Raw genomic sequence first — 21,950 nt, forward strand, 5'->3', positions numbered from 1 at the left:
CTCGGGATGCGGACGGGGTCGTGGGGCGGGAGCCGGCGGACCGTGAGGTCGCCGGGCAGCCATCAGTCGGTCTTGGGCATCAGGAACAGGCTCGCGATGAGGGCGAGCACGCTGATCCCCACAGAGATCCAGAGTGCCAGGACGAAGTCGCCCGACATGACGAACGGTGCGACGATCGCGATGCCGAGGCTCGCGCCGAAGCCGAACGCGGCGCCGTTCATGCTCGGCAGGATCGCCGGAGCCTCGCTCGGGGACTGCAGCACCCCGAGGCCGTTCGTGGTGGTGAGCACGACGCCGTTGTAGGCGACGCCGAGCACCGCGAACATCGCGAACACGGTCCACGGGCTGAACGGGAACAGCGCGACCACGACGAGCGCCGCGATCGAGAGCACGAGGCCGAGGCGCAGCATCCGGATCCATCCGAAGCGGCCGGCGAGCCAGCCGGACAGCGGGGCCGCGGCGAGGCCGATCAGCGCCGGCGGCGTGAGGTAGAGCAGGGCGGAGGTCGACGCGTTCACGCCATAGCCGACGGCCTGGTTCTGGCTGAGGATGACGATCGTGAAGTTGATCACGGCGAACACGCTCGACAGGGTCAGCACGGTGACGGCGATGACGGGCCACACCTGGCGCGACCGCAGGTGCTGCACCGCGACCAGCGGCGTGCGGCGGCGCTTCTCGATCGCCACGAAGGCGAGCAGCGCCACGACCGTCCCGGCGAGGAACAGCAGCGTGAGCGGGGCGAACCAGCCCTGGCCGGATCCCGTCGAGACGAAGTAGGTGAGGCAGATCAGGCCGAGCGAGAGCGCGGCGGCGCCCCACCAGTCCATTCGTCCCGTCGAGGAGGGCTCGCCGTCGCGCGGCACGGCGAGCGCCACGCTCACGATCGCGATCACTGCGACCGCGAGGATCACGACGAACAGCGAACGGAATCCGAAGGCGTCGGCGAGGAGTCCCCCGATCCAGCCGTCCACGCCGCCCACTCCGCCGTTGATCGCGGTGAGGATCCCGAGCACGGTCGGGAAGACGGCGGCGGGCAGAGTCTCGGCGAGGATCACGTAGGAGATCTGGAACGCGGCGCTCGACGCGCCCTGCAGCACGCGGCCGAGCAGCAGCACGGGGAGGTTGGGCGAGACGAGGCACAGCACCGTGCCGAGCACGATGAGCGCGAGCACGACCAGCAGGGCGCGTTTGCGGCCGATGAAGTCGCTCCAGCGCGCGAGGACGATGCCGCCGACCGCGCCGGCGAGGAAGAACAGCGAGGAGACCTGCGAGACGGCGTCCATCGGCGCGCCGAGCTGCTTCGCGATGTCGGGAAGGGCGGGGCTGATCATGCTCGAGTTCAGCTGGAAGGCGACGACCGTGAGGATCAGGGTCGCCACGAGCAGGACCGAGCGGCCGCCGCGGATCGGCGCGGGGCCGTCGAGCGCCGCGGGTGCGGGGGAGAGCTGCACAGTGACTCCTTCGTCAAGAAGGGAGCATCGCTCCCTCGGGTTATATGATGTTATACCTCTGAGGTAGAACATCTGCAAGTGGGTGCTTCCGTGCTTGAATGAACGGCGAGCGCGGCCCGAATCCGGAGGCCTGGCAGGCGGTGGAGGAGATCCGATGACGGACGTCGAGCAGTTCCTGGCCCGGCCGCTGACCGCTCCGGTGGGTCAGCCCCTGCGTGTGGCCGTCTACTCCCGCCTGGCGGAGGGGATCCGGTCCGGCGTCTTCTCCCTCGGATCCGCCCTGCCGCGCGAGACGGAGCTCGGCGTCTCGCTGGGAGTGTCCCGCACGGTCGTCCGAGAAGCTCTCATGCTGCTCGAGGAGGACGGCCTCATCCTCACCCGGCGCGGGATCGGCCGCTTCGTGGCGGAGGACCTCCCCACCGTCGGCCTCGAAGAGCTGCGACCGCTCGAGACCGCCCTCGCCGAGGGGGGCGAGGACGTCGGCGTCCGGCAGCTCGAGTTCGTCGTGCAGCCCACCACGGACTACGTGTCGGGCCACCTGGGTCTCGACGACGCGGCGAACACCTGGTTCCGGGAGAGCGTGATCGAGCGGGCCGGCGAACCGATCGCCATCCTGCAGGAGCACCTGCCCGCGGGGCGCTACCTGAGCGACGCGAATCCGCAGATCGCCGCCGTGCTCGAGGAGGCCACGGGTGACCCGACGAGCCTCATGACCGCCCTCGCGGCCCGCGGCGCCGTCTTCGGAGCGGGGGTGTGCGAGATCACGGTCAACGTGGTCGGCCGCACCCGCGGCGTTCTGCTCGGCCTCAAGCCGGGCGACCCCGTGCTCATCCTCACCCAGACCGTCTCCTCGGGCGGCGTCCCCGTCTATCTCGCCAAGTGCATCGTCTCCGGGAAAGCCGGGGTCCTCTCGGTCGTTCAGACCGCGCAGTGACCGCACCGCCTCGTCCCCGCCCTTCAGGAACTGGAGTCCTCATGACCGCACCGCTCGCGCTCGCCGTCGTCGGCAGCATCAACGTCGACCTCACCGCCCGCACCGCGCGGCTTCCGGAGCCGGGGGAGACCATCGGCGGCGGGCGCCTGTCCCGCGAGGCCGGCGGCAAGGGGGCCAACCAGGCCGCCGCGGCCGCGCGTCTGGGCGCCGCGGTGCGGATGGTCGGCGCCGTCGGCTCCGACACCGACGGATCCTGGATGATCGAGGAGCTCGCGGCGGCGGGCGTCGACACGCACGCCGTGCGCCGCGGCGCGGAGGCCACCGGCGTCGCGCTCATCGTCGTGGACGCCGAGGGCGAGAACCAGATCGCGGTGTGCGAGGGCGCGAACGGCGAGGTGACGCTGGACGGGGTCGCTTTCGGATCCGACGAGGCCGTGCTCGCGCAGCTGGAGATCTCCATGGATGTGATCGCCGCGCTCGCCGCAGCCGCGCGCGGGTACCTGGCCGTCAACGCCGCCCCCGCGATCGAGTTGCCCACGGCGGTCGTCGAGCGCGCGGACCTCATCATCGTGAACGAGACGGAATACGCGCTCCTGCCCGCACTGCGCACGGCCCGCCGGGTCGCCGTGACCTACGGCGGCGAGGGCGCGAAGCTCTTCGAGCGGGGGGAGCTCGTCGCATCCGCTCCCGCGGTGAAGACGACCGTCGTGAACAGCGTCGGCGCCGGGGACGCATTCTGCGCGGCCCTCACGATCGGGCTCGCCTCCGGCATCGCCCCGCAGCGCGCGCTGTCGGCCGCCTGCGCGGTGGGCGCAGCGGCGGTCGCCGACCCACGGTCGCAGCCGCTGCTCGGCGGGCTCTCGGAGTACCTGCCCGCGGAGTGAGCCCAGGTGTCGGCGCCCGCGCCTAGCCTGTATTCATGACGACGCCCCTCGCCGAAGACCTTCCGCGCTGCGCCTGGGCAGGTGATGACCCCGAGTACCGCCGCTATCACGACGAGGAGTGGGGGCAGCCGCTGCACGGCGATCGCCCGCTGTTCGAGAAGATGTCGCTCGAGGGGTTCCAGGCGGGGCTCAGCTGGATCACGATCCTGCGCAAGCGCCCGCGGTTCCGCGAGGCGTTCGCGGGGTTCGATCCCGCGGTCGTCGCGGCATTCGGCGACGATGACATCGCCCGGCTCATGGCTGATGCCGGGATCGTCCGCAATCGCGCGAAGATCGAGGCGACGATCGGCAACGCCGCCCTCGTGCGGGAGATGGCGGAGGGCGAGCTCGACGCGCTGATGTGGTCGTTCGCCCCCGCCGCCGGGAGTGGTGTGCGCCCCCGGTCCATGTCCGACGTCCCGGCCGTGACCGCGGAGTCCGAGGCGATGAGCAAGGCGCTGCGCAAGCGCGGATTCCGCTTCGTCGGTCCCACCACGATGTACGCGCTCATGCAGTCGGCCGGCATGGTCGACGACCACCTCGAGGGGTGCTGGCGCGCGGCGTCACGCGTCGAGAAGAGCGCATGACGGTCTTCGTGTGGGTCCTCTCGGCGCTGATGGCGGTCGCCGTCCTCGCCTGGATCGTGCGCCTTTTCGTACGCGACAACCGGATCAGGGAGCGAGGGCGGGATGTCATCGCGCACGTGGACGAGGTGCGCGTGCTCGCCGTCAACGAGAGCGACTCGAAGACCCTGGGATACCGGCTCTCCTGGGAGGAGGGCGGCCGGCGGAAGCAGGTGAGCGGACGCGAGACGATTCCTATGGCCCGGGTGGCGGACATCCGGGAAGGCGACGACGTCCTCATCCGCTATCTGGATGACGACAACATCCGGTTCGTCTTCGACCGGTAGCGGTCAGAGCTCCGGCCGGGGATCCGCCTCTGCGTCCGGCTTGCGGTACACGCGACGCATGTGGTCGCTCGTGAGGAAGTCGGCGATGCCGATCATGATCAGGCTGAAGACGATCTGCTCGGTCACCATCCACGCCGGATACAGGCCGGGGATCGCGGCCATCACGAGCGTGATGACGGGGAAGATCTGCGCGAATAGGCGAAGGCGCTGATAAGCCCAGCGCCAGCCGAGCGCCGCGCGCCAGGCGAAGTAGAAGAGCGTGACGGTCATCGCGAGCACGATGAGTGCGCGCATCCACACGGCGAAGGGCACGGCGCCGATCGAGCCGGCCTGCACCGCGATCACGACGGCGATCACGACCGCGGCGAGGCCGATCAGCAGCTCGACCGCGAGCAGCCAGAACACCCAGCGGAAGGCGCGGACGGTGCGGTGATGATCGCGGTCGGTCTCGACGATCTTCTCGTGGGAACTGCGGCCGCCGGCGATGCGATCCACGCGAAGCAGCAGCGGCTCCACGCGGCGCAGCACAGGGTCGAGGAACATGCTTCGAGCGTACGGCTCCGGCCTATGCGGACAGCCGGATCCAGGCCCTTCGGCGCCGAAATCGATCGAAGGATGGATGGGTAGTCCTCCCCATCGCGGCTCCCAGACGGGCGGTTTACACTCTTACGGTCCCCTGATAGTTCCTCATGGGATAGCTGTGACAACGTTCGGGGGGAATCCGTGGTGAAGTCGTTCGCGTGGTTGCGGATGCGACCGAAGACCCTCGCGTCCGCCGCCGGCGTCACCGCCGCGGCCATCGCCGTCGCCGGCATGGCCTTCGCCTACGAGGGCAACCCCACCGCCGAGGTGGACCTGCATGACGGCGGCGTCTGGCTCACCAAGACCTCGAGCCTGCTCGTCGGCCACTTCAACAACGAGTCCCGCGTGCTCGACGGCGGGCTGCGCACCGGAGGCGAGAACTACGACGTGCTGCAGTCCGGCGGCACCGTGCTCGTGGACGATCGCTCCGCCTCGACCCTCACCAGCGTCGACCCCGCGCGCGTCGTGCTGAGCGACGCCGTGCTCATCCCCGGCGGCGCGAAGTCGGCCCTCGGCGGCACCACCGTCGCGATCCTCGACCCCAAGGAGGGCAAGCTCTGGGTGCGCTCCGCCTCGTCGCTGAGCGGCTTCAAGGCCGCGGGCACGAAGCCCTCCGCCACCCTGGGTGCCGGGGCAGACGTCGCCGTGGGCAAGGACGGCACGGTCTACGCGGTCTCCGCCAAGGACCGCAGCATCGTCACGGTGCACATGGACCCCCAGGGCGATCCGCAGCCGCCGTCCACCGAGAAGATCGACCTCGCGGAGAACGCGAAGCCCACGATCACCGTCGTCGGAACCACCCCCGTCGTGCTCGACGCCGACGCCAAGACGGTCTTCGCCGCCGGGCACCGCACCGAGCTCACCGGATCCGAGGTCAAGAACCTCGACGCGGCCGTGCTGCAGCAGCCCTCCGCGGAGAACGGCTCCGCCGTGCTGGCGACCGCCGACGCGCTCGTGTCCGTGCCGCTGGACGGATCCTCGCCGTCGGTGCAGGACGCCGGCGGCACCGGGGCACCCGCGGCCCCCGTCTACCTGAACGGCTGCACCTATGCGGCCTGGGGCGGATCCGCGAAGTTCCTGCGCGACTGCATCGGATCCGACAACGACCTGAAGACGTCGATCGAGGGCGCCGAGAGCAGCACGACCCTGGTGTTCCGGGTGAACCGCGACGTGGTCGTGCTCAACGACACGGCGAGCGGTGCGGCGTGGATGGCCACGGACAACCTGCAGCGCGTGGACAACTGGCAGGACATCGTGCCGCCGGAGGGCGAGTCCGAGCAGCAGGACGAGACCAGCGACGACCAGGTCGAGACGACGCTGCCGAAGCGCACCCCGGAGAACACGGCGCCGATCGCGCACGATGACGAATTCGGCGTCCGGCCCGGCCGCACCACGATGCTGCCCGTGCTCGACAACGACACCGACGCCGACGGCGACGTGCTGGTGGCCTCGCTCGCTCAGGAGCAGCCGTCGCTCGGAGACGTCAAGCCGATCAACAACGGCGGCGCCCTGCAGATCGCGGTCGCCGAGGATGCCACCGGATCCGGCTCGTTCCAGTACCAGGCGGACGACGGCCGCGGCGGCAAGGCCACGGCCAACGTCGCGATCAGCGTGCACGACTGGAGCACGAACGCCGCCCCCAAGCAGAAGCGCACACCGGGCCTCCTCGTCGAAGCGGGCGGCGCGGTGACCTACAACGCGCTGCCCGACTGGATCGATCCGGATGGCGACGACGTGTATCTGAAGGACGTCGAGGCGGCCCCGGGCGACGAGGTCGACTTCACGCCGGACGGCCAGCTCACCTACCGCGCGGTCGCCAGCCTGCCCGGGCGCAAGGAGATCCGGATCCAGGTCGCCGACGCGATGGGCGAGCTCACGAGCGGCACCGTTCGTCTCGACATCCGCCCGGCCGGCACGACCGCGCCGAAGACCAACGCGGACCACTACGTGACGCGCGCGGGCGAGCAGGTCACCGCGTCGCCGCTGCTGAACGATTCCAGCTCCGGCAAGGAGCAGCTGCGCCTCACCCGGGTCGACGAGACCCCTGGTGCGGTGATCACGCCGAACTTCGGCGAGGGCACGTTCACGTTCCAGGCGGAGATGCCCGGCACGTATTACATGCAGTACCTCGTGAGCGCGGGACCGAACGCCGTGCCAGGGCTCGTCCGGATCGACGTGCTGGACAAGACCGCCGAGTCGGCGCCGCCGATCGCGGTGCGCGACGTGGCGCTGCTGCCGAGCGGCGGCGACGTGCTCGTGGGCGTGCTGAACAACGACGTCGACCCGGCCGGCGGAATCCTCGTCGTGCAGTCGGTGACGGTGCCGCCGCACAGCGGCGTGGCGGTGTCGGTGCTGAACCACGAGACGCTGCGGATCACCGATCAGGGCAACCTCGACAAGGAGGTGCGGATCAGCTACCGCATCTCGAACGGATCCAAGTCCGCAGACGGCGACGTGATCGTGATCCCGATCGCCGCGCCGAGCAAGCTCGATCCGCCGACCGCGAACGACGACACGGCCGTGGTGCGCGCGGGCGACGTGGTGACGATCCCCGTGCTGGCGAACGACAAGCACGCCCCCGGTACGACGCTGCACGTGGCGCCGAACCTCATCGAGCCGCTGGTCGACCCGAAGTTCGGCGAGGCGTTCGTCTCGCAGGACACCGTGCGATTCCGCGCCGGCGACACCCCTCGCACGGTCTACGCGACCTACGAGGCGGTGGACTCGAACGGGCAGAAGGCCGCCGGCTACATCACGATCCAGATCCTGCCGATCGATGAGAAGACCAACACCGCGCCCCGTCCGCACGACCTCACCGTGCGCGCGCTGAGCGGCACGAGCGTGCGGATCGCCGTACCGCTGGACGGGCTGGATTCCGAGGGCGATTCGGTCGAGCTCGTCGGGCTGGACTCCGCGCCGAAGCAGGGCCAGGTCACCGAGGTCGGCGCGAACTTCCTCACGTACCAGGCCTTCGACAAGGCCAGCGGCATCGACACCTTCACCTACAAGGTGCGCGACCGGCTCGGCAAGGAGGCGACGGCGTCGGTGCGCGTCGGCATCGCTCCCGGGGCCAACATCAACCAGGCACCGTATGCGGTCAAGGACTCGATCGTCATGCGCCCAGGACGCACGGTCGCCGTCGCGGTGCTGACCAACGATTCGGATCCCGACGGCGACACGATCGGCCTGGTGAAGAACGGCATCGAGACCGCGGCGGGCGTCGACGGCCTGAAGGCGGAGGTCTCCGGCGACCGCGTGCTCATCACGGCCCCCAACCGTCCCGTGCAGACCTCGGTGCAGTACACCGTGGCCGACTCCCGCGGCGCCACGGCGACCGCGCCCGTGCAGGTCACGGTCGCCGAGGACGTGCCGCTCGTCGCGCCGATCGCGCGCGACGACCGGATCAAGGCCTCGGATGTGAAGGGCGAGAGCCTGCAGGTCGAGGTGCCGGTGCTGGACAACGACGAGGATCCGGACGGCACGGTCGACGCGCTCAAGCTCGGCGTCTCCGATCCCGCGGCCAAGGTGCTGCCCAACCGCAAGATCCAGGTCACGGTGACCGAGCAGCGCCAGCTCGTGCAGTACTCGATCACCGATCAGGACGACCAGGTCGCCTCGGCGTTCATCTTCGTCCCCGCGCTCTCGGAGCTCGCGCCGACGCTCATCTCGACCAAGCCGGTCGAGGTCAAGAGCGGCGAGACCATCGACCTCCCGCTGTCGAAGTACGTGGCCGTCGCCGGCGGCGGCGAGGTGCGGATCACCGAGGCGGGCAAGGTCAGCGCGGTCAACAGCAACGGCGCGCCGCTGCTGAAGGACGAGCGCACGCTCGTGTACACGTCCAAGCAGGGCTTCTTCGGCGACGATGCGATCACCTTCGAGGTGACGGACGGCACCGGGCCTGACGACCCCAAGGGGCGCAAGGCCACGCTGAGCCTGCCGATCACGGTGCTGCCGCCGGACAACCAGCCGCCGTCGTTCACCAACGCGCAGGTGTCGGTCGCGCCCGGCGAGGAGGCGCAGAAGGTCGACCTGGCGGCGCTGACGAAGGATCCGGATCCGGGCGACGCGAAGAAGATCAGCTACAAGATCACCGGACAGCCCGACGGCGGCATCAAGGCCAGCCTGGACGGTTCGACGCTCAAGGTCGAGGCCGACTCTTCGACGCCGAAGGGCAGCGGGTCGACGGTGCAGCTCAGCATCACCGACGGCAAGACGGAGCCGGTCACGGGCACGGTCGCCGTGACGGTCGCCGCCTCCACCCGCCCGATGCCGGTCGCGAATGAGGACACGGTTCCGCAGGCCGATCAGGGCAAGGCCGTGACGATCCCGGTGCTGGAGAACGACGTCAACCCGTTCCCGGACAAGCCGCTGAAGATCCGGTCCGTGAGCGTGCAGACCGGTGACGCGAACGCCTCCGTGCAGGGGGACAAGATCGTGGTCACGCCGGACACCAAGTTCGTCGGGCAGGTCGTGGCGACCTACCGCGTCCAGGACGCGACGAAGGATCCGGACCGCGAGGTCGACGGCCGCATCGTCGTCACGGTGCAGGGCGTGCCTGATGCACCGGGCGCCCCGCAGGTGACCAGCGTGCAGGACCGCACCGTGGTGCTGAACTGGAGCCCGCCGTCGAACAACGGCGCCGAGATCACCGGATACACCGTGCGCGCGACGAGCGGCGGCAGCTACACCAAGCAGTGCACGTCGACGACGTGCACCCTGGAGGGGCTGACCAACAACGTCGAGTACACATTCGCGGTCACCGCCACGAACCGGGTGGGAGAGGGCAAGCCGTCGCCGACCTCGGCCGTGGCGCGCCCCGACGCGCGCCCGGACACCCCGAACCCGCCGACCCTGAAGTTCGGCGACAAGTCTCTGGACGTGTCGTGGACCACGCCGACGACCCCGGGGTCCCCGGTGTCCTCGTACAACCTGGAGATCTCGCCCGCACCGCCCAGCGGTGCGGCGACGAAGACCGGCGTCACCGGCAACTCGCTGAAGTGGGACGGTCTGGAGAACGGCGCGAACTACCAGGTGCGCGTGCAGGCCGTGAACCGCGCTCCGGAGCCCTCCAGCTGGTCCGGCTGGTCCGCCTCGGAGATCCCCGCCGGTCCGCCGACCGCGCCCGGAACTCCGCAGGCGCAGAGCGCGCCGTCGGTGGGCAGCCAGTCGCAGATGACCGTGACGTGGGGCAAGTCCGATCCCAACGGCGACGCCGTGTCGAGCTACGAGCTCCAGGTCATCCGTGGTGGATCCGTCATGAACACCGTGACCGTCGCCGGCACACTGAATACCCAGACCGTGGTGGTCGACAACTCGACCGCGAACTACACGTTCCAGGTGCGCGGCAAGAACAAGGCCGGTCCCGGCGCGTGGTCGGCGATGTCGAACGCGCAGCGCGCCTTCGGGCAGCCGGGGGGCGTGACGATCACCTCCGCGAAGGAGGGCAACAACAACATCGAGGTCACGTACGATCCCGCCGACGGGAACGGAGCGGCCGGCCCCGAAGTCCACTACGAGTACTCGACCGGTGGAGGCTGGAACCGCAACTGGGACGGGCGCAACATCCCGGCAGCGAACAACAACACCTACACGGTGTCGGTGCGGGCGTACTCCGTGGTCGGCGGGCAGGAGTCTCCGCCGGGTGCGGCCGGATCGAAGGGCGGACTGCAGCCGTACGGACCGGTGGGCACGCCCGGTGCACGAGCCGTCAACAACGGTCAGAGCGTGACGCTGAGCTGGTCCGCCCCTGCGCGGAACGGACGCGACGTCTCGATCAAGATCAGCGTCGACGGCGGCGGCTGGCAGTCGGTCGGCGACAGTGGATCGACCTCGGCCGGCAACGGCTACAACCAGACGCACTCGATCAGGGTGCAGGCTTTCGACACGGCAGGGCAGTCCTCGGGCATCGCTCAGGATTCGGCCACGACCGACAGCCCGCCCCCGCCACGCGTGTGGGTCACCCAGGGTGCTGCTGCCGGCAGCGGCTGCGTGAACGGCTGCCGTCTGATGGTCGTGAACTGGCAGAACCTCAACATCGGCAGCTACAGCGTGACGTGCCACTCGTCCTCGAACGGCCAGATCGGCAGCAGCTACACCGTCAACTTCGACGGCAGCGGGTCGAAGCAGTTGAGCTGCTGGCAGGGCCGCGACGGCGTGGACGTCTGGATCGACATCCAAGGCTGGGGCGGCGGCGTGGACACCGAGAAGAACTTCTGGCCGAGACCATAGCCGGGCGTTGTCCCGGCCACGCGGCACCGCAGACGAACACAGATCAGAGGAACGACAAGACATGACGATGACCCCTGAACAGGCGGCCTGGTTCCAGGGCACCTTCACCCGCCTCACCGACAACATCGACCGCGCGCTGCAGGGCAAGCGCGACGTGATCAGCCTGGTGCTGGCCTCGATGCTCGCCGAGGGCCACGTGCTCCTCGAGGACGCTCCTGGCACGGGCAAGACGAGCCTCGCGAAGGCGCTCGCGGCGACCGTGCAGGGCACCAGCTCGCGGATCCAGTTCACGCCGGACCTGCTCCCGTCCGACGTGACGGGCGTGACGATCTACGACCAGAACGCGCACACGTTCGAGTTCCACCGCGGCCCGGTGTTCGCCTCGATCGTGCTCGCCGACGAGATCAACCGCGCCTCGCCGAAGACGCAGTCGGCGCTGCTCGAGGTCATGGAGGAATCGCGCGTCACGGTCGACGGCGTCGCGCACGAGGCGGGCCGTCCGTTCCTCGTGATCGCCACCCAGAACCCGATCGAGCAGGCGGGCACGTACAAGCTGCCCGAAGCGCAGCTCGACCGCTTCCTGATCAAGACCTCGATCGGCTACCCCGACCTCGACGTCACCGCGTCGATCCTCGCGGGCGCTGCCGACCGCAACCCCTCCGCCAAGCTCACGCCGGTCATCACCACGAGCGCCGTCGCCGACATGGCCGACCTCGCCGCGGCCGTGCACGTGGAGCCGGCCGTGCTGCGCTACATCGCCGAGCTCGTCGAGGCGACCCGTGCCGACACCGCGATCCGCCTCGGCGTCTCAGTGCGCGGCGCCCTCGCGATGGTCCGCATCGCGAAGGTCTGGGCGGCCGCGCACGGGCGCCACTATGTGCTGCCCGACGACGTGAAGACGCTCGCCCGCCCCGTGTGGCTGCACCGTCTGCTGCTCGATCCCGAGGCCGAGTTCGCCGGCACCACTCCCGAGACCGTCATCGCCCGCGTGGTCGAGAAGGTCGCGGCCCCGCAGGCGCGCACCGCGGCCTGACCGCCTCAGGGAACGCAGGAAGACGGAGAGCACGAGAATGACCACGACCGCCCAGGTGCGCGGCACCGACCGTCCGGCCGGGTCCGACCGCGAGGCCGGCTGGCGCGACATCGCCGCCCTGGTGCTCGCGCGCATCGGCGCGCGGCTGCGCCTGATCGCCTCCGCCGTACGGCCCCTGGCATGGGTGCTCGGCGCGATCGCCCTGGGGAGCCTCGTGATCGCCCTGCCGCTCGGCTGGCTCGAGGTCGCCGTGATCGCCGTCGTGATCGCCGTGGTGCTGATCCTGTGCGCGCTGTTCCTGATCGGGCGCACCGCCTACGACGTCAGCCTCGACCTCGCCCGCACCAGGGTCGTCGTGGGGGAGCGCGCCGTGGGTGCGCTCACCCTGGCCAATCGCGGCTCGAGGGCGATCCTGCCCTCCCGTGTGGTGCTGCCGGTCGGCGCCGGTCGCGGCGAGTTCGGCATCAAGCGGCTCGCTCCGGGCGAGGAGGCGGAGGAGCTCTTCGCGATCCCCACCCACCGTCGCGGGGTCGTCTCGGTCGGACCGGTCAGCGTCGTGCGCGGCGATCCGCTCGGGCTCTTCGAGCGCGCGCATCGCCGCGACGACCCGATCGATCTGTTCGTGCACCCGCGCACGATCGTGTTCGACGGGCAGTCGCTCGGGTTCCTGCGCGACCTCGAGGGTCTGCCGGCGTCGGATCTGTCCCGCGACGACGTCTCGTTCCACGCTCTGAACGAGTACCAGCCCGGCGACGACCTGCGCAGGGTGCACTGGCGTTCGTCCGCCCGCACCGGCGTGCTCATGGTCCGCCAGTACGAGGAGACCCGCCGCTCCCACTTCGTGATCGGCCTGAGCCGTGCGGCGAACGAGTACGCGGAGCCTGACGAGTTCGAACTGGCGATCTCGCTGGCCGGATCCGTGGGCCTGCGCGCGATCCGCGACTCGCAGCACGTCGATCTGCGCGTGCAGGGCAGGGCGCTGCCGTCCGGAACGGGCAAGCAGCTGCTGGACTCCCTCGCCGGCGTCGAGGAGGGCCGCGCCAAGGAGGGCGGCCTGGCGACTCTCGCCGGCACGGTCGCCGCGCACATGCCGCTGTCGAGCGTCGTCGTCCTGGTCGGCGGCAGCCGCACCTCTCCCGAGGAGCTGCGTGCCGCGTGCGCCCGGCTCCCGTTCGGCTCCCGGGTGCTCGCGATCGTCGCGGACCTGGGCGAGGCGCCGTCCCTGCGCCGCATCGGCGAGGCCGACGTGATCACGGTGGGGGCGCTCGAGCAGCTGCCGCTCGCCCTCGGGAAGGTGCTCGCATGACCGCGCCCGCGCAGGCCGGCCCCGGCCGCGCCGCCAAGGCCCCGAAGGCGCCCCGTGCGCCGAAGCCCGCCCGCACTCCGCTCTCCCCGCGGCGCGTGCTCATCGACCTCGTCGCGGTCGCCCTGCTCCTCGGCATCGGCGTCGTGGGCTGGTGGCCCTCGTTCGCCGGAGGCTCCTACCTGACCGCCGCGATCGGCGGGGTGCTCCTCGGCGTCGGCATCGCCCTCCTCTGCGCCTGGCGAGGATGGGGCATCCTGTCCACGGCCGGGCTGACGCTGCTCGCGTACTTCCTCTTCGGCGGAGCGCTCGCGCTGCCGCAGACCACGCTCTTCGGCGTCGTGCCCACCGGTGAGACCCTCGGTGCGCTGTCCGCCGGAGCGGTCACGAGCTGGAAGGCCATGCTCACCACGGTCGCCCCCGTCGCGGTCGGCGACGGCTACGCCCTGGTGCCGTTCCTGTCCGCCCTCGTGTCGAGCGTCGTCGCCGCCGCGCTGGCGCTGCGTCTGCGCCGCGTCGCCTGGGCGCTCATCCCGGCGGCCGTGCACCTCATGCTCGTGATCGCGATGGGCGTGCCGGATCCGGCCGCCCCGATCGCCCAGGGCGTCGTGTTCGCCCTCGTGGCGGTCGCGTGGCTCGCGCTGCGCGGCCTCGGCGAGGCCACCGATGCGGCCGTATCCGTCGCAGCCGACGGATCCCGCTCCTCCGCCCTGCGCCGCCGGCGCATCCTGGCCGGCACCGCCGTGCTCGTCGCGGCCGGCCTCGCCGGCACGGGCGTCGCCGCCGCGACCACGCTCGCCGAACCGCGGCACGTGTTCCGCGACGTGGTGCTGCCGCCGTTCGACGTGCACCAGTACGCCAGCCCGCTGCAGTCGTACCGCGGGTACGTGAAGGACCACCGCAAAGACACCCTGTTCACGGTGAAGGGGCTGCCCGAGGGCGCCAGGATCCGGGTCGGGACCATGGACGCGTACAACGGCGTCGTGTACGACGTGTCGGACAAGGGCATCGGATCGTCCGGTGCGTTCAGTCCGATCCGCGACAACATGTCGGCCGACGCGACCGGATCCCCGGCGACGCTGGACTTCACGATGGACCAGTACGCGGGCGTCTGGCTGCCCGATGCCGGCCGGGTGAGCAGGATCACGTTCGACGGATCCGATGCCGATGCGCTCCGCCGCGGCACCTACTACAACGAGTCCACGAGCACCGCGGTCGCCACCTCGAAGCTGCGCAAGGGCGACTCGTACACCGTGGACACCACGATGCCGAAGACCTGGACCGACAAGGAGCTCGAGGATCTGGACTTCGGCACCGTCTCCATACCGAAGCAGGCAGAGGCGCCGGAGAGACTCGACGCGCTCGCCTCGGACACGGTGGCCGACGCGAAGACCCCGATCGCCCAGGTGCGGGCGCTGGTGAAGAAGTTCTCCGAGGAGGGGTTCTTCAGCCACGGCCTGGACGGCGAGGCGCTGAGCCGCGCCGGTCACACCGAGGAGCGCATCTCCACCCTCATCGGCGGAGAGCAGATGATCGGCGACGACGAGCAATACGCCGTCGCGATGGCGCTCGCGGCGCGCTCGCTGGGGATCCCGGTCCGCGTCGTGATGGGCTTCTACCCGGACAAGGGCCAGAAGGGCACGTTCTCCGCCAACGGCGACAACCTCCATGCCTGGGTCGAGGTGAACTTCGAGAAGGCGGGCTGGGTCGCGTTCGACCCGACCCCGCCGAAGGACAAGGTCCCGCAGGACCAGATCACCAAGCCCAAGGTCGTGCCCAAGCCGCAGGTGCTGCAGCCCCCGCCCCCGCCTCAGGAGCCGGTGGACCTGCCGCCGAGCGTTCCGGATCAGCGAGGCAACCAGGACGGCCCGGACAACCTGCTGAACATCATCGGCACGATCCTCGCGATCGGCGGCAGCGTGCTGCTCGTGCTCGCGATCCTCGCAGCCCCCTTCATCGTGATCGGCGCGTGGAAGGCCGCCCGCCGGCGCAAGCGTCGGGCGGCGGCGCTCGCCGCAGACCGCATCAGCGGCGGCTGGGACGAGCTCACCGACCGGGCCGTGGACTACGGAGCGCGGATCCCCGCAGGCGGCACCAGGTCCGAGGAGGCGCAGACGGTCGCGACCGCTCTCACCGTGCCGGCCGTCACGGCGCTGGCCGACCACGCCGACGCGCAGGTGTTCGGCCCCACCGAGCCGACCACGGAGGATGTGGACGCGTTCTGGCGCGAGGTCGACGGCATCGTCGCAGGTCTCGGCAGCCAGGCGAGCTGGCGGCGACGCATGCTCGCACGCCTCAGCATGCGCTCGTTGCTGGGCGGGTCGCGCCTGTCCGCGGGCGTGCAGGGCCTGCGCGATGCGGCGGCCGAGCGCATCCGGCGCCCCGGGACCGGCTCTGGCGCCGCGACCGGCGGTACTGGCACGATCGAGAGCACTGCAGCCAAGACGGGCGGCACCCGAACCGCACGCCCCGGATCCGAGAGCGAGACCCCATGACCATGAGCCCGGCGGGGCCCATCGCTCCCCTCGCGCGCCGCGCGATCGCCTGCGCGATCGACCTCGCCATCATGGCGCTCATCCTCCTCGTCGGCTACGGCGTGACCGCGGCGACGACGCTGCCAGGACTCACGGCGGAGAACGCGGCGTCCAAGGCGGCAGCGCTGGTCGTGGGAGTCGGCCTGACGTTCGTGATCGCCCTGGTCTGGTTCGTCGTGTTCTGCTTCCTTCAGGGATCCGGCGGTTCGGTCGGCATGCGCATCATGAAGCTCCGGCTCGTGCGCGAGGGCACTGAGGCGCCGCTGGGCTTCGGACGCGCGCTGCTGCGCAACATCGTGTTCGGGCTGAGCACCGCGATCGTCGTCGGCTACTTCACGCCGCTGTTCGACGGATCCGGACGGTTCCAGGGCTGGCACGACCGTGCCGCGGGAGCGCTCATGCGCGACGCGCGCGGTGCGTCGGCCCCGGCATCCGCTGTCATGTCGCAGTCGCCCGTGGCCGTCCCCGCCGCGCTGTCGCCGCAGGGCGGGCTGTTCCCGGCATCGGAGCCCGGGTCCCTGTTCCCGCCGTCGGTGGCACCCGTCGGCCCGCAGGACGGGCACACCGGCTTCACCCTCCCGCCGGCGCCGAGTGCCGCCGTCGCGTCGCCGGCCGTGCCGGAGGATGACGGATCCGTCCCCTCCGGAGCGGTCGCTCCCGCCGAGGCCGACCCGCATGACGCGACCGTGCTCTCGCCCGCCGCGCAGGCCGCGGCCGATGCCGCGCACGAGGGTGCCATGATCACGGTGGTCCCGGGGGTCAGCCCGTCGGTGCCGGCCCCGGCGCCCGTTCCGATCTCCGGGCCGGAGACCGTGGCCCCCGCGCGACCCCCGGTGCCGGCGGCTCCGCCCGCCTCGGTCGACGCCGCGATGGCGCTCCCCGCGGTGGCTCAGCCCGCCGAGGACGAGGACCTCGAGGAGACCAGGATCTCGATCCCCGGGCACCGCCTGCAGTTCGTCTGGGACGACGGCGCCCGCGCCACGGTCTCCGGGCGCACGCTGTTCGGCCGCAACCCCGCGCCCGAGGCCGGGACGACCGTGGTGGTCGTGCGGGACGAAACGCTCTCCCTGTCCAAGACGCATTTCGAGGCCGCGGCCGAGGCCGCCGGCGGCTGGGTCATGGATCGGCACTCCACCAACGGCATGACGATCGTCCGCGACGGCGTGCGGATCGCGTGTCCTCCCGGGGAGCGGGTACGGATCCGCCTGGGCGACGCCATCGAGATCGGCGACCGGATCGTGACCGTGGGAGGCTACGCGTGATCGGACCCATCGTCGCCCGCGCGGGCGCCTCCACGCACACCGGGCTGCGCCGCGCGCTGAACGAGGATGCGCACCTCGCTCAGGCGCCGCTGTTCCTCGTCGCCGACGGCATGGGCGGTCATCAGGCCGGCGACGTCGCCAGCGGCACGGTGATCGAGGGCTTCGCCGCCCTGCACGGGCGCCCGGCGCTCACGATCGACGACGTGAGCTTCACGCTGGCCCGCGTGCGTGCGGCGGTGGACGCGATCGCCGGCGCTTCGCTCGCGAACGGCGGGGTCGCGAAGGCGGGCACCACGCTCAGCGGCGTCGCGATCGCGGCGGTCGACGGGGTCGGGTACTGGCTCGCGGTGAACATCGGGGACTCGCGCACGTACCGCCTCTCCGGCGGTGTGCTGGAGCAGATCTCCGTCGACCACTCCGTCGTGCAGGAGCTCATCGACTCGGGCGAGCTGCGCGCCGCGGACGCCGTGAAGGACCGCCGCCGCAACATCATCACCCGCGCGATCGGGGCCGGCAGCACGGGGGAGGCGGACTACTGGATGATCCCCGCCCGCGTCGGAGACCGGATCCTGGTCTGCTCGGACGGCCTGAGCAGCGAGGTGGAGGACGACGAGATCCGCACCCTTCTCGCAGTGCACGAGGATCCGCAGACCGCTGCCGATCGCCTGATCGACCGCGCGCTCGAGCACGGCGGGCGCGACAACGTCACGGCCGTCGTCGTGGACGCGATCCACGTCAGCACCCGCCCGGGGAGCGACGGCACGACCGGCATCGACGACGAGGACATCGACTCCGACACGCGACCGCGTGCCGAGGCCATGGGAGGGATGCGCTGATGAACACCGTCTACCGCGCAGGGTCCTGGTTCGCTCTGATCGGCCCTGAGGCCGTGGTGGCGCTGCCACCCGACTCCGACACCGCTCTCGTACAGCGGCTGTGGGAGCGGATCGAAGCCTCCGAGGTCGCATTCTCCGACGTGGTCGATGCGCTCACCGCGGCCGGAGGCGGGTCCTTCTCGGCCATCCCGCCGTTCGCCGCCGTCGTTCGGGAGGGCCAGAACGCGCGCATCGCCGTGCGCGGGCGCGTGCTCGCCCGGGTGGTCACCGCCGACGACGAGCACGAGATCACCGGCGCCGAGGTCACCACCTGGAGCGAGCGGTTCGTCCCCGGGATGACCGGCGTCGAGATCAGGGTCGAGGACGGCGGCGAGGATCCCCGCCTGCCGATCGTCGCCGGCATCGTCCGCGCCGCGAGCATCGCCCTCGGCGCGGCCGCCTCCGCTCCCGGCGTCGAGGATCCCCTCCCCGCGCCCGAGGTCGTGACGCCGCCGGCCGAGCCCGTTGAGGCGGGTCCCGTCGAGGACTCGCTCCCGGCGCCCGAGCCGGAGCCGGAACCGGAGCCCGAGGCCGAGCCGGAGCCCGAGCCGGAGCCGGAGCCTGAGCCGGCTCCTCCCGTCCTGGAGACCCTCGCGGGCACCACGACACAGGATCCGGTGCCCTCCTCCGACGACCTCGACGACGTCGGCGACACCGTGCTCAGCACGCCGGCGCCGGTCGAGACCATCCTCCCGCCGGCCGACACGATCGCCGCCCCGCTCGGCGGGCACACGCTCGACCTCTCGCCGGCGCCGACCGCTGTTCCGGTCGCGCCGCCGGCCGACGACGGCGACCACGACGGCGCCACGATCTCCCTCGCCCAGGCCCGCGCGATGCGCGGCGACCTCGCGACCGACCTGCCGTCCGCCCTGCCGTCCGAGATCGCGGAGACGGATACCCCTGCGCCGATCTCTGCCGTTCCGGTGTCGTCGGTGCCCGGCGTCACCGAGGAACCCGCTGCAGTGGCGGCTCCCACCGCGGGCCCGCGGATCCGGCTGTCCTCGGGACAGGTCGTGGCCCTCGACCGCACGGTCGTGATCGGCCGCCGGCCGCGTGCGACCCGCTCGAGCGGGTCCACGCTGCCGCACCTCGTGGCGGTCGACAGCCCGCAGCAGGACATCTCCCGCAGCCACCTCGAGATCCGGCCGGAGACCGACGCGGTCGTGGTGCTCGATCTGCACACCACGAACGGGTCCACCCTGCTGCGTCCAGGGAGCGACCCTGTGCGGCTGCACCCCGGCGAGCAGACCATCGTGGTCACGGGTGACGTGATCGATCTGGGCGACGGCGTCACCGTAGCCTTCGAGGAGCTGCCGTGAGCCGGCCGCCGTCTCCACCGCCGCAGCTGGACGGATTCGACTACGTCGAGCCGCTCGGCACCGGCGGCTTCGCGGACGTCTTCCTGTACGAGCAGCAGCAGCCGCGCCGCCGCGTCGCCGTGAAGGTGCTGCTGGCCGACCGGCTGGCATCGGGCGCCGCGCAGGAGTTCGCGGACGAGGCCAACGTCATGGCGATGCTGTCGACGCATCCGGCCATCGTCACGATCTACCAGACCGGTGTCGCGGCCGACGGGCGGCCGTACCTCGTCATGGAGTACTGCCCGCGGCCGAACCTGCAGCAGCGCGCCCGCAAGGAGCCGTTCAGCGTGGCCGAGGCGCTGCGCGTCGGGGTGCAGGTGGCGGGAGCCGTGGAGACCGCACACCGCGCCGGCGTGCTGCACCGCGACATCAAGCCCGCGAACATCCTGGTGACGGCCTACAACAGGCCGGCGCTGACCGACTTCGGAATCGCGTCGACCACGGGCGCCGTGAGCGAAGCCGCCGGCATGTCGATCCCGTGGTCGCCGCCGGAGTCGTTCGGCGACCCGCCGCAGGGCGGTGTGCGCTCCGACGTGTACGCGCTCGCCGCGACGCTCTACACGCTGCTCACCGGGCGCAGCCCGTTCGAGAAGCCGGGCCAGCGCAACAGCGGCGCCGACCTCATCGCGCGCATCGAGTCCGAGCCTCTTCCGCCGCTCGGCCGTGCCGACGTCCCGGAGAGCCTGAGCCGCCTGCTCGAGCGGGGCATGGCGAAGAACCCCGACGACCGCTTCGGCAGCGCGGTGGCGTTCGCGCGGGCGCTGCAGAAGATCCAGATCGAGCTGAGCCATTCGGTCACCCCGATCGACATCGTCGACGACCACCAGCCCGAGCCGGACCACGACGATGACGACGACGGTCTGACCAGGGTGCGCGAGGTCGTCAGCATCGACCCCGGCCACACCGCCACCCGGCCGTCGGCGACGACGAGCCCCATGCCGCCGCAGGCGGGTGCGCACGCTCCCGGTCCGCGTTTCGACGCCGCCCTGCCTCCTGTCCCGGCCGAGGATCCGTCCCTCATGGACGAGACCGTGATCCGGGTGCCGCAGGACGTTACGGCGGCGGCCGCCCCTGCCGTCGGCGCGCCGGTCCCCGCTCCGGCTCCGGAGCAGGGGGACGACGATCCGACCATGCTGCGGGCTCCGCGCACGGTCAGCCCGATCGCCGGCGTCCCCGTTGCGAAGGATGCGGGTCCGGCGCTCGTGCCCGGGATTCCCGGCGTGGTGGCGGAGACGTCGGCGGAAGCCCCGACTGCCCGCGGGTCCCGCAAGGGCCTGCTGTGGGGCCTCATCGCCGCGGTCGTCGCCGTCGTCCTGATCGGCGGATCCATCGTGACCGTGAACCTGCTCAACGCGAACAGGGCGTTGCCGAAGCCCAGCCCGTCCACCAAGGTGAACCCCGTGGATCCGCTCGGGGACATGGCCGCGGCGCCGAAGGACGTGGTGGGCGCGCCGGACGGAGCCGGAGGGGTGCACTTCACCTGGAGCAACCCGAAGCCGCAGGACCGCGATTCCTACCTCGTCACGGTCATCACGCTCGCCGGGGACGGCGAGACGACGAAGGTCGACAAGACCGAGATCACGATTCCCGCGCAGAGCGGGCAGACGTGCATCGACGTCGTGCTGCGCCGCGAGAACGGTTCGGGTTCGGCGCCTGTCCGGGGGTGCACGACGCCATGACACTGGATCCCGAGATCACGCAGGACCCGTCGCGCGCACGCGTGACGGTCGAGTTCGCGGGCGAGTACTTCCCGATCCAGCCCGGCGGCCGGTTCGTGGTGGGGCGCGAGGGCGACCTCTCGATCGACGACAACCTGTTCCTGCACCGGCACTTCCTGGAGATCGCCGAGTCCGGCGGCCTCTGGTGGCTGGCCAACATCGGGGCACGGCTGCAGGCGACGGTGACGGACGCGACCGGCGGTGTGCAGGCCTGGCTCGCCCCCGGCGCGCGACTCCCGCTGGTTTTCGCGACCACGAGCGTCGTGTTCTCGGCAGGACCGACGACGTACGAGTTCACGATCCACTCCTCCGAGCCCACGTTCCGGGAGACCCGGCGCGAGCGTGAGGTCGAGGGCGACTCCACGATCGGCGAGGTGCCGCTCACGCTCAGCCAGAAGCAGTTGCTGCTCGCGCTCGCCGAGCCGCTGCTGCGCCGCGACGGCACCGGCATGAGCGCCATCCCGTCCAGTGCCGACGCCGCGGCGCGCCTGGGGTGGACGGTGACGCGGTTCAACCGCAAGCTCGACAACGTCTGCGACAAGTTCGACCGGATCGGCGTGCCGGGGATGCGCGGGGGCGCAGGCGGATCCGCGACGAATCGGCGCGCGCGCCTCGTCGAGCACGTGATCGCCTCGCGCCTGGTCGCGAAGGCGGATCTCACGCTTCTCGACGTCGGGGAGACGGATCCCGCCGACGCCGAGTGACGTGCTCCCGGGGTATGGGTAGTGCTGCCCATCGACGGGTGTGGTGGGGGTTGTTAGGTTCGTTGTGTCGGGCCGGGGTGGTCCGGTCCAGTGATTACCGGAGGTGTTGACGATGGCCGATTTCGGTGCGTCTTA

General features: G+C 71.2%; 15 protein-coding genes. 13 read left to right on the forward strand and 2 right to left on the reverse strand.

Annotated features, from left to right (window positions below):
• Window positions 1-62 precede the first annotated feature (62 nt).
• Complete coding sequence (locus tag RS86_RS08875) at window positions 63-1,451, reverse strand: MFS transporter (RefSeq protein WP_045271854.1); 1,389 nt, start codon at window positions 1,449-1,451, stop codon at window positions 63-65.
• A gap of 154 nt (window positions 1,452-1,605) precedes the next feature.
• Here RS86_RS08875 and RS86_RS08880 point away from each other — a divergent pair, with 154 nt between their 5' ends.
• The 4 genes from RS86_RS08880 to RS86_RS08895 are packed head-to-tail and all read left to right on the forward strand — an operon-like array spanning window position 1,606 to window position 4,218.
• Complete coding sequence (locus tag RS86_RS08880) at window positions 1,606-2,385, forward strand: GntR family transcriptional regulator (protein WP_045271855.1); 780 nt, start codon at window positions 1,606-1,608, stop codon at window positions 2,383-2,385.
• 41 nt (window positions 2,386-2,426) lie between these two features.
• Window positions 2,427-3,269 (forward strand): PfkB family carbohydrate kinase, encoded by an 843-nt coding sequence (locus tag RS86_RS08885; protein WP_045271856.1) that lies wholly within the window; start codon window positions 2,427-2,429, stop codon window positions 3,267-3,269.
• 35 nt (window positions 3,270-3,304) lie between these two features.
• On the forward strand, window positions 3,305-3,895 hold the full coding sequence (locus tag RS86_RS08890; RefSeq protein WP_045271857.1) for a DNA-3-methyladenine glycosylase I: 591 nt from the start codon (window positions 3,305-3,307) through the stop codon (window positions 3,893-3,895).
• Window positions 3,892-4,218: a hypothetical protein gene (locus RS86_RS08895; RefSeq protein ID WP_045271858.1), complete on the forward strand. Its 327-nt coding sequence runs from the start codon at window positions 3,892-3,894 to the stop codon at window positions 4,216-4,218. The genes RS86_RS08890 and RS86_RS08895 overlap by 4 nt, the downstream gene beginning before the upstream one ends.
• Before the next feature lie 3 nt (window positions 4,219-4,221).
• Here the strand turns inward: RS86_RS08895 and RS86_RS08900 are convergent, their stop codons facing one another.
• Entirely contained in the window at window positions 4,222-4,761 is a 540-nt protein-coding gene (locus RS86_RS08900; RefSeq protein WP_045271859.1) for a hypothetical protein, read from the reverse strand.
• 183 nt (window positions 4,762-4,944) lie between these two features.
• Between RS86_RS08900 and RS86_RS08905 the strand changes: the two genes are divergently transcribed.
• The 9 genes from RS86_RS08905 (at window position 4,945) to RS86_RS08945 (ending at window position 21,815) form a co-directional block, all read left to right on the forward strand.
• On the forward strand, window positions 4,945-11,028 hold the full coding sequence (locus RS86_RS08905) for an Ig-like domain-containing protein (RefSeq protein WP_045271860.1): 6,084 nt from the start codon (window positions 4,945-4,947) through the stop codon (window positions 11,026-11,028).
• A 61-nt stretch (window positions 11,029-11,089) separates the two neighbouring features.
• On the forward strand, window positions 11,090-12,061 hold the full coding sequence (locus RS86_RS08910) for an AAA family ATPase (RefSeq protein ID WP_045271861.1): 972 nt from the start codon (window positions 11,090-11,092) through the stop codon (window positions 12,059-12,061).
• 37 nt (window positions 12,062-12,098) lie between these two features.
• The gene (locus RS86_RS08915) at window positions 12,099-13,367 is read left to right on the forward strand and encodes a DUF58 domain-containing protein (RefSeq protein ID WP_045271862.1); all 1,269 of its coding nucleotides are present in this window, start codon (window positions 12,099-12,101) and stop codon (window positions 13,365-13,367) included.
• The gene (locus RS86_RS08920; RefSeq protein WP_082076695.1) at window positions 13,364-15,859 is read left to right on the forward strand and encodes a transglutaminase-like domain-containing protein; all 2,496 of its coding nucleotides are present in this window, start codon (window positions 13,364-13,366) and stop codon (window positions 15,857-15,859) included. Before RS86_RS08915 ends, RS86_RS08920 begins: the two co-directional genes overlap by 4 nt.
• Window positions 15,856-17,160: an RDD family protein gene (locus tag RS86_RS08925; RefSeq protein WP_045271863.1), complete on the forward strand. Its 1,305-nt coding sequence runs from the start codon at window positions 15,856-15,858 to the stop codon at window positions 17,158-17,160. The genes RS86_RS08920 and RS86_RS08925 overlap by 4 nt, the downstream gene beginning before the upstream one ends.
• Window positions 17,157-17,996 carry a PP2C family protein-serine/threonine phosphatase gene (locus tag RS86_RS08930; protein ID WP_052680175.1) on the forward strand — a complete coding sequence of 280 codons (840 nt, stop codon included), beginning with the start codon at window positions 17,157-17,159 and terminating at the stop codon, window positions 17,994-17,996. Before RS86_RS08925 ends, RS86_RS08930 begins: the two co-directional genes overlap by 4 nt.
• The gene (locus RS86_RS08935; RefSeq protein WP_052680176.1) at window positions 17,996-19,354 is read left to right on the forward strand and encodes an FHA domain-containing protein; all 1,359 of its coding nucleotides are present in this window, start codon (window positions 17,996-17,998) and stop codon (window positions 19,352-19,354) included. The genes RS86_RS08930 and RS86_RS08935 overlap by 1 nt, the downstream gene beginning before the upstream one ends.
• Entirely contained in the window at window positions 19,351-21,072 is a 1,722-nt protein-coding gene (locus RS86_RS08940; protein ID WP_045271864.1) for a serine/threonine-protein kinase, read from the forward strand. The genes RS86_RS08935 and RS86_RS08940 overlap by 4 nt, the downstream gene beginning before the upstream one ends.
• Entirely contained in the window at window positions 21,069-21,815 is a 747-nt protein-coding gene (locus RS86_RS08945) for a hypothetical protein (RefSeq protein ID WP_045271907.1), read from the forward strand. The genes RS86_RS08940 and RS86_RS08945 overlap by 4 nt, the downstream gene beginning before the upstream one ends.
• Window positions 21,816-21,950: the final 135 nt, after the last annotated feature.

Origin of the sequence: Microbacterium azadirachtae (assembly GCF_000956505.1) — a bacterium.
GTDB lineage: Bacteria > Actinomycetota > Actinomycetes > Actinomycetales > Microbacteriaceae > Microbacterium > Microbacterium azadirachtae_A.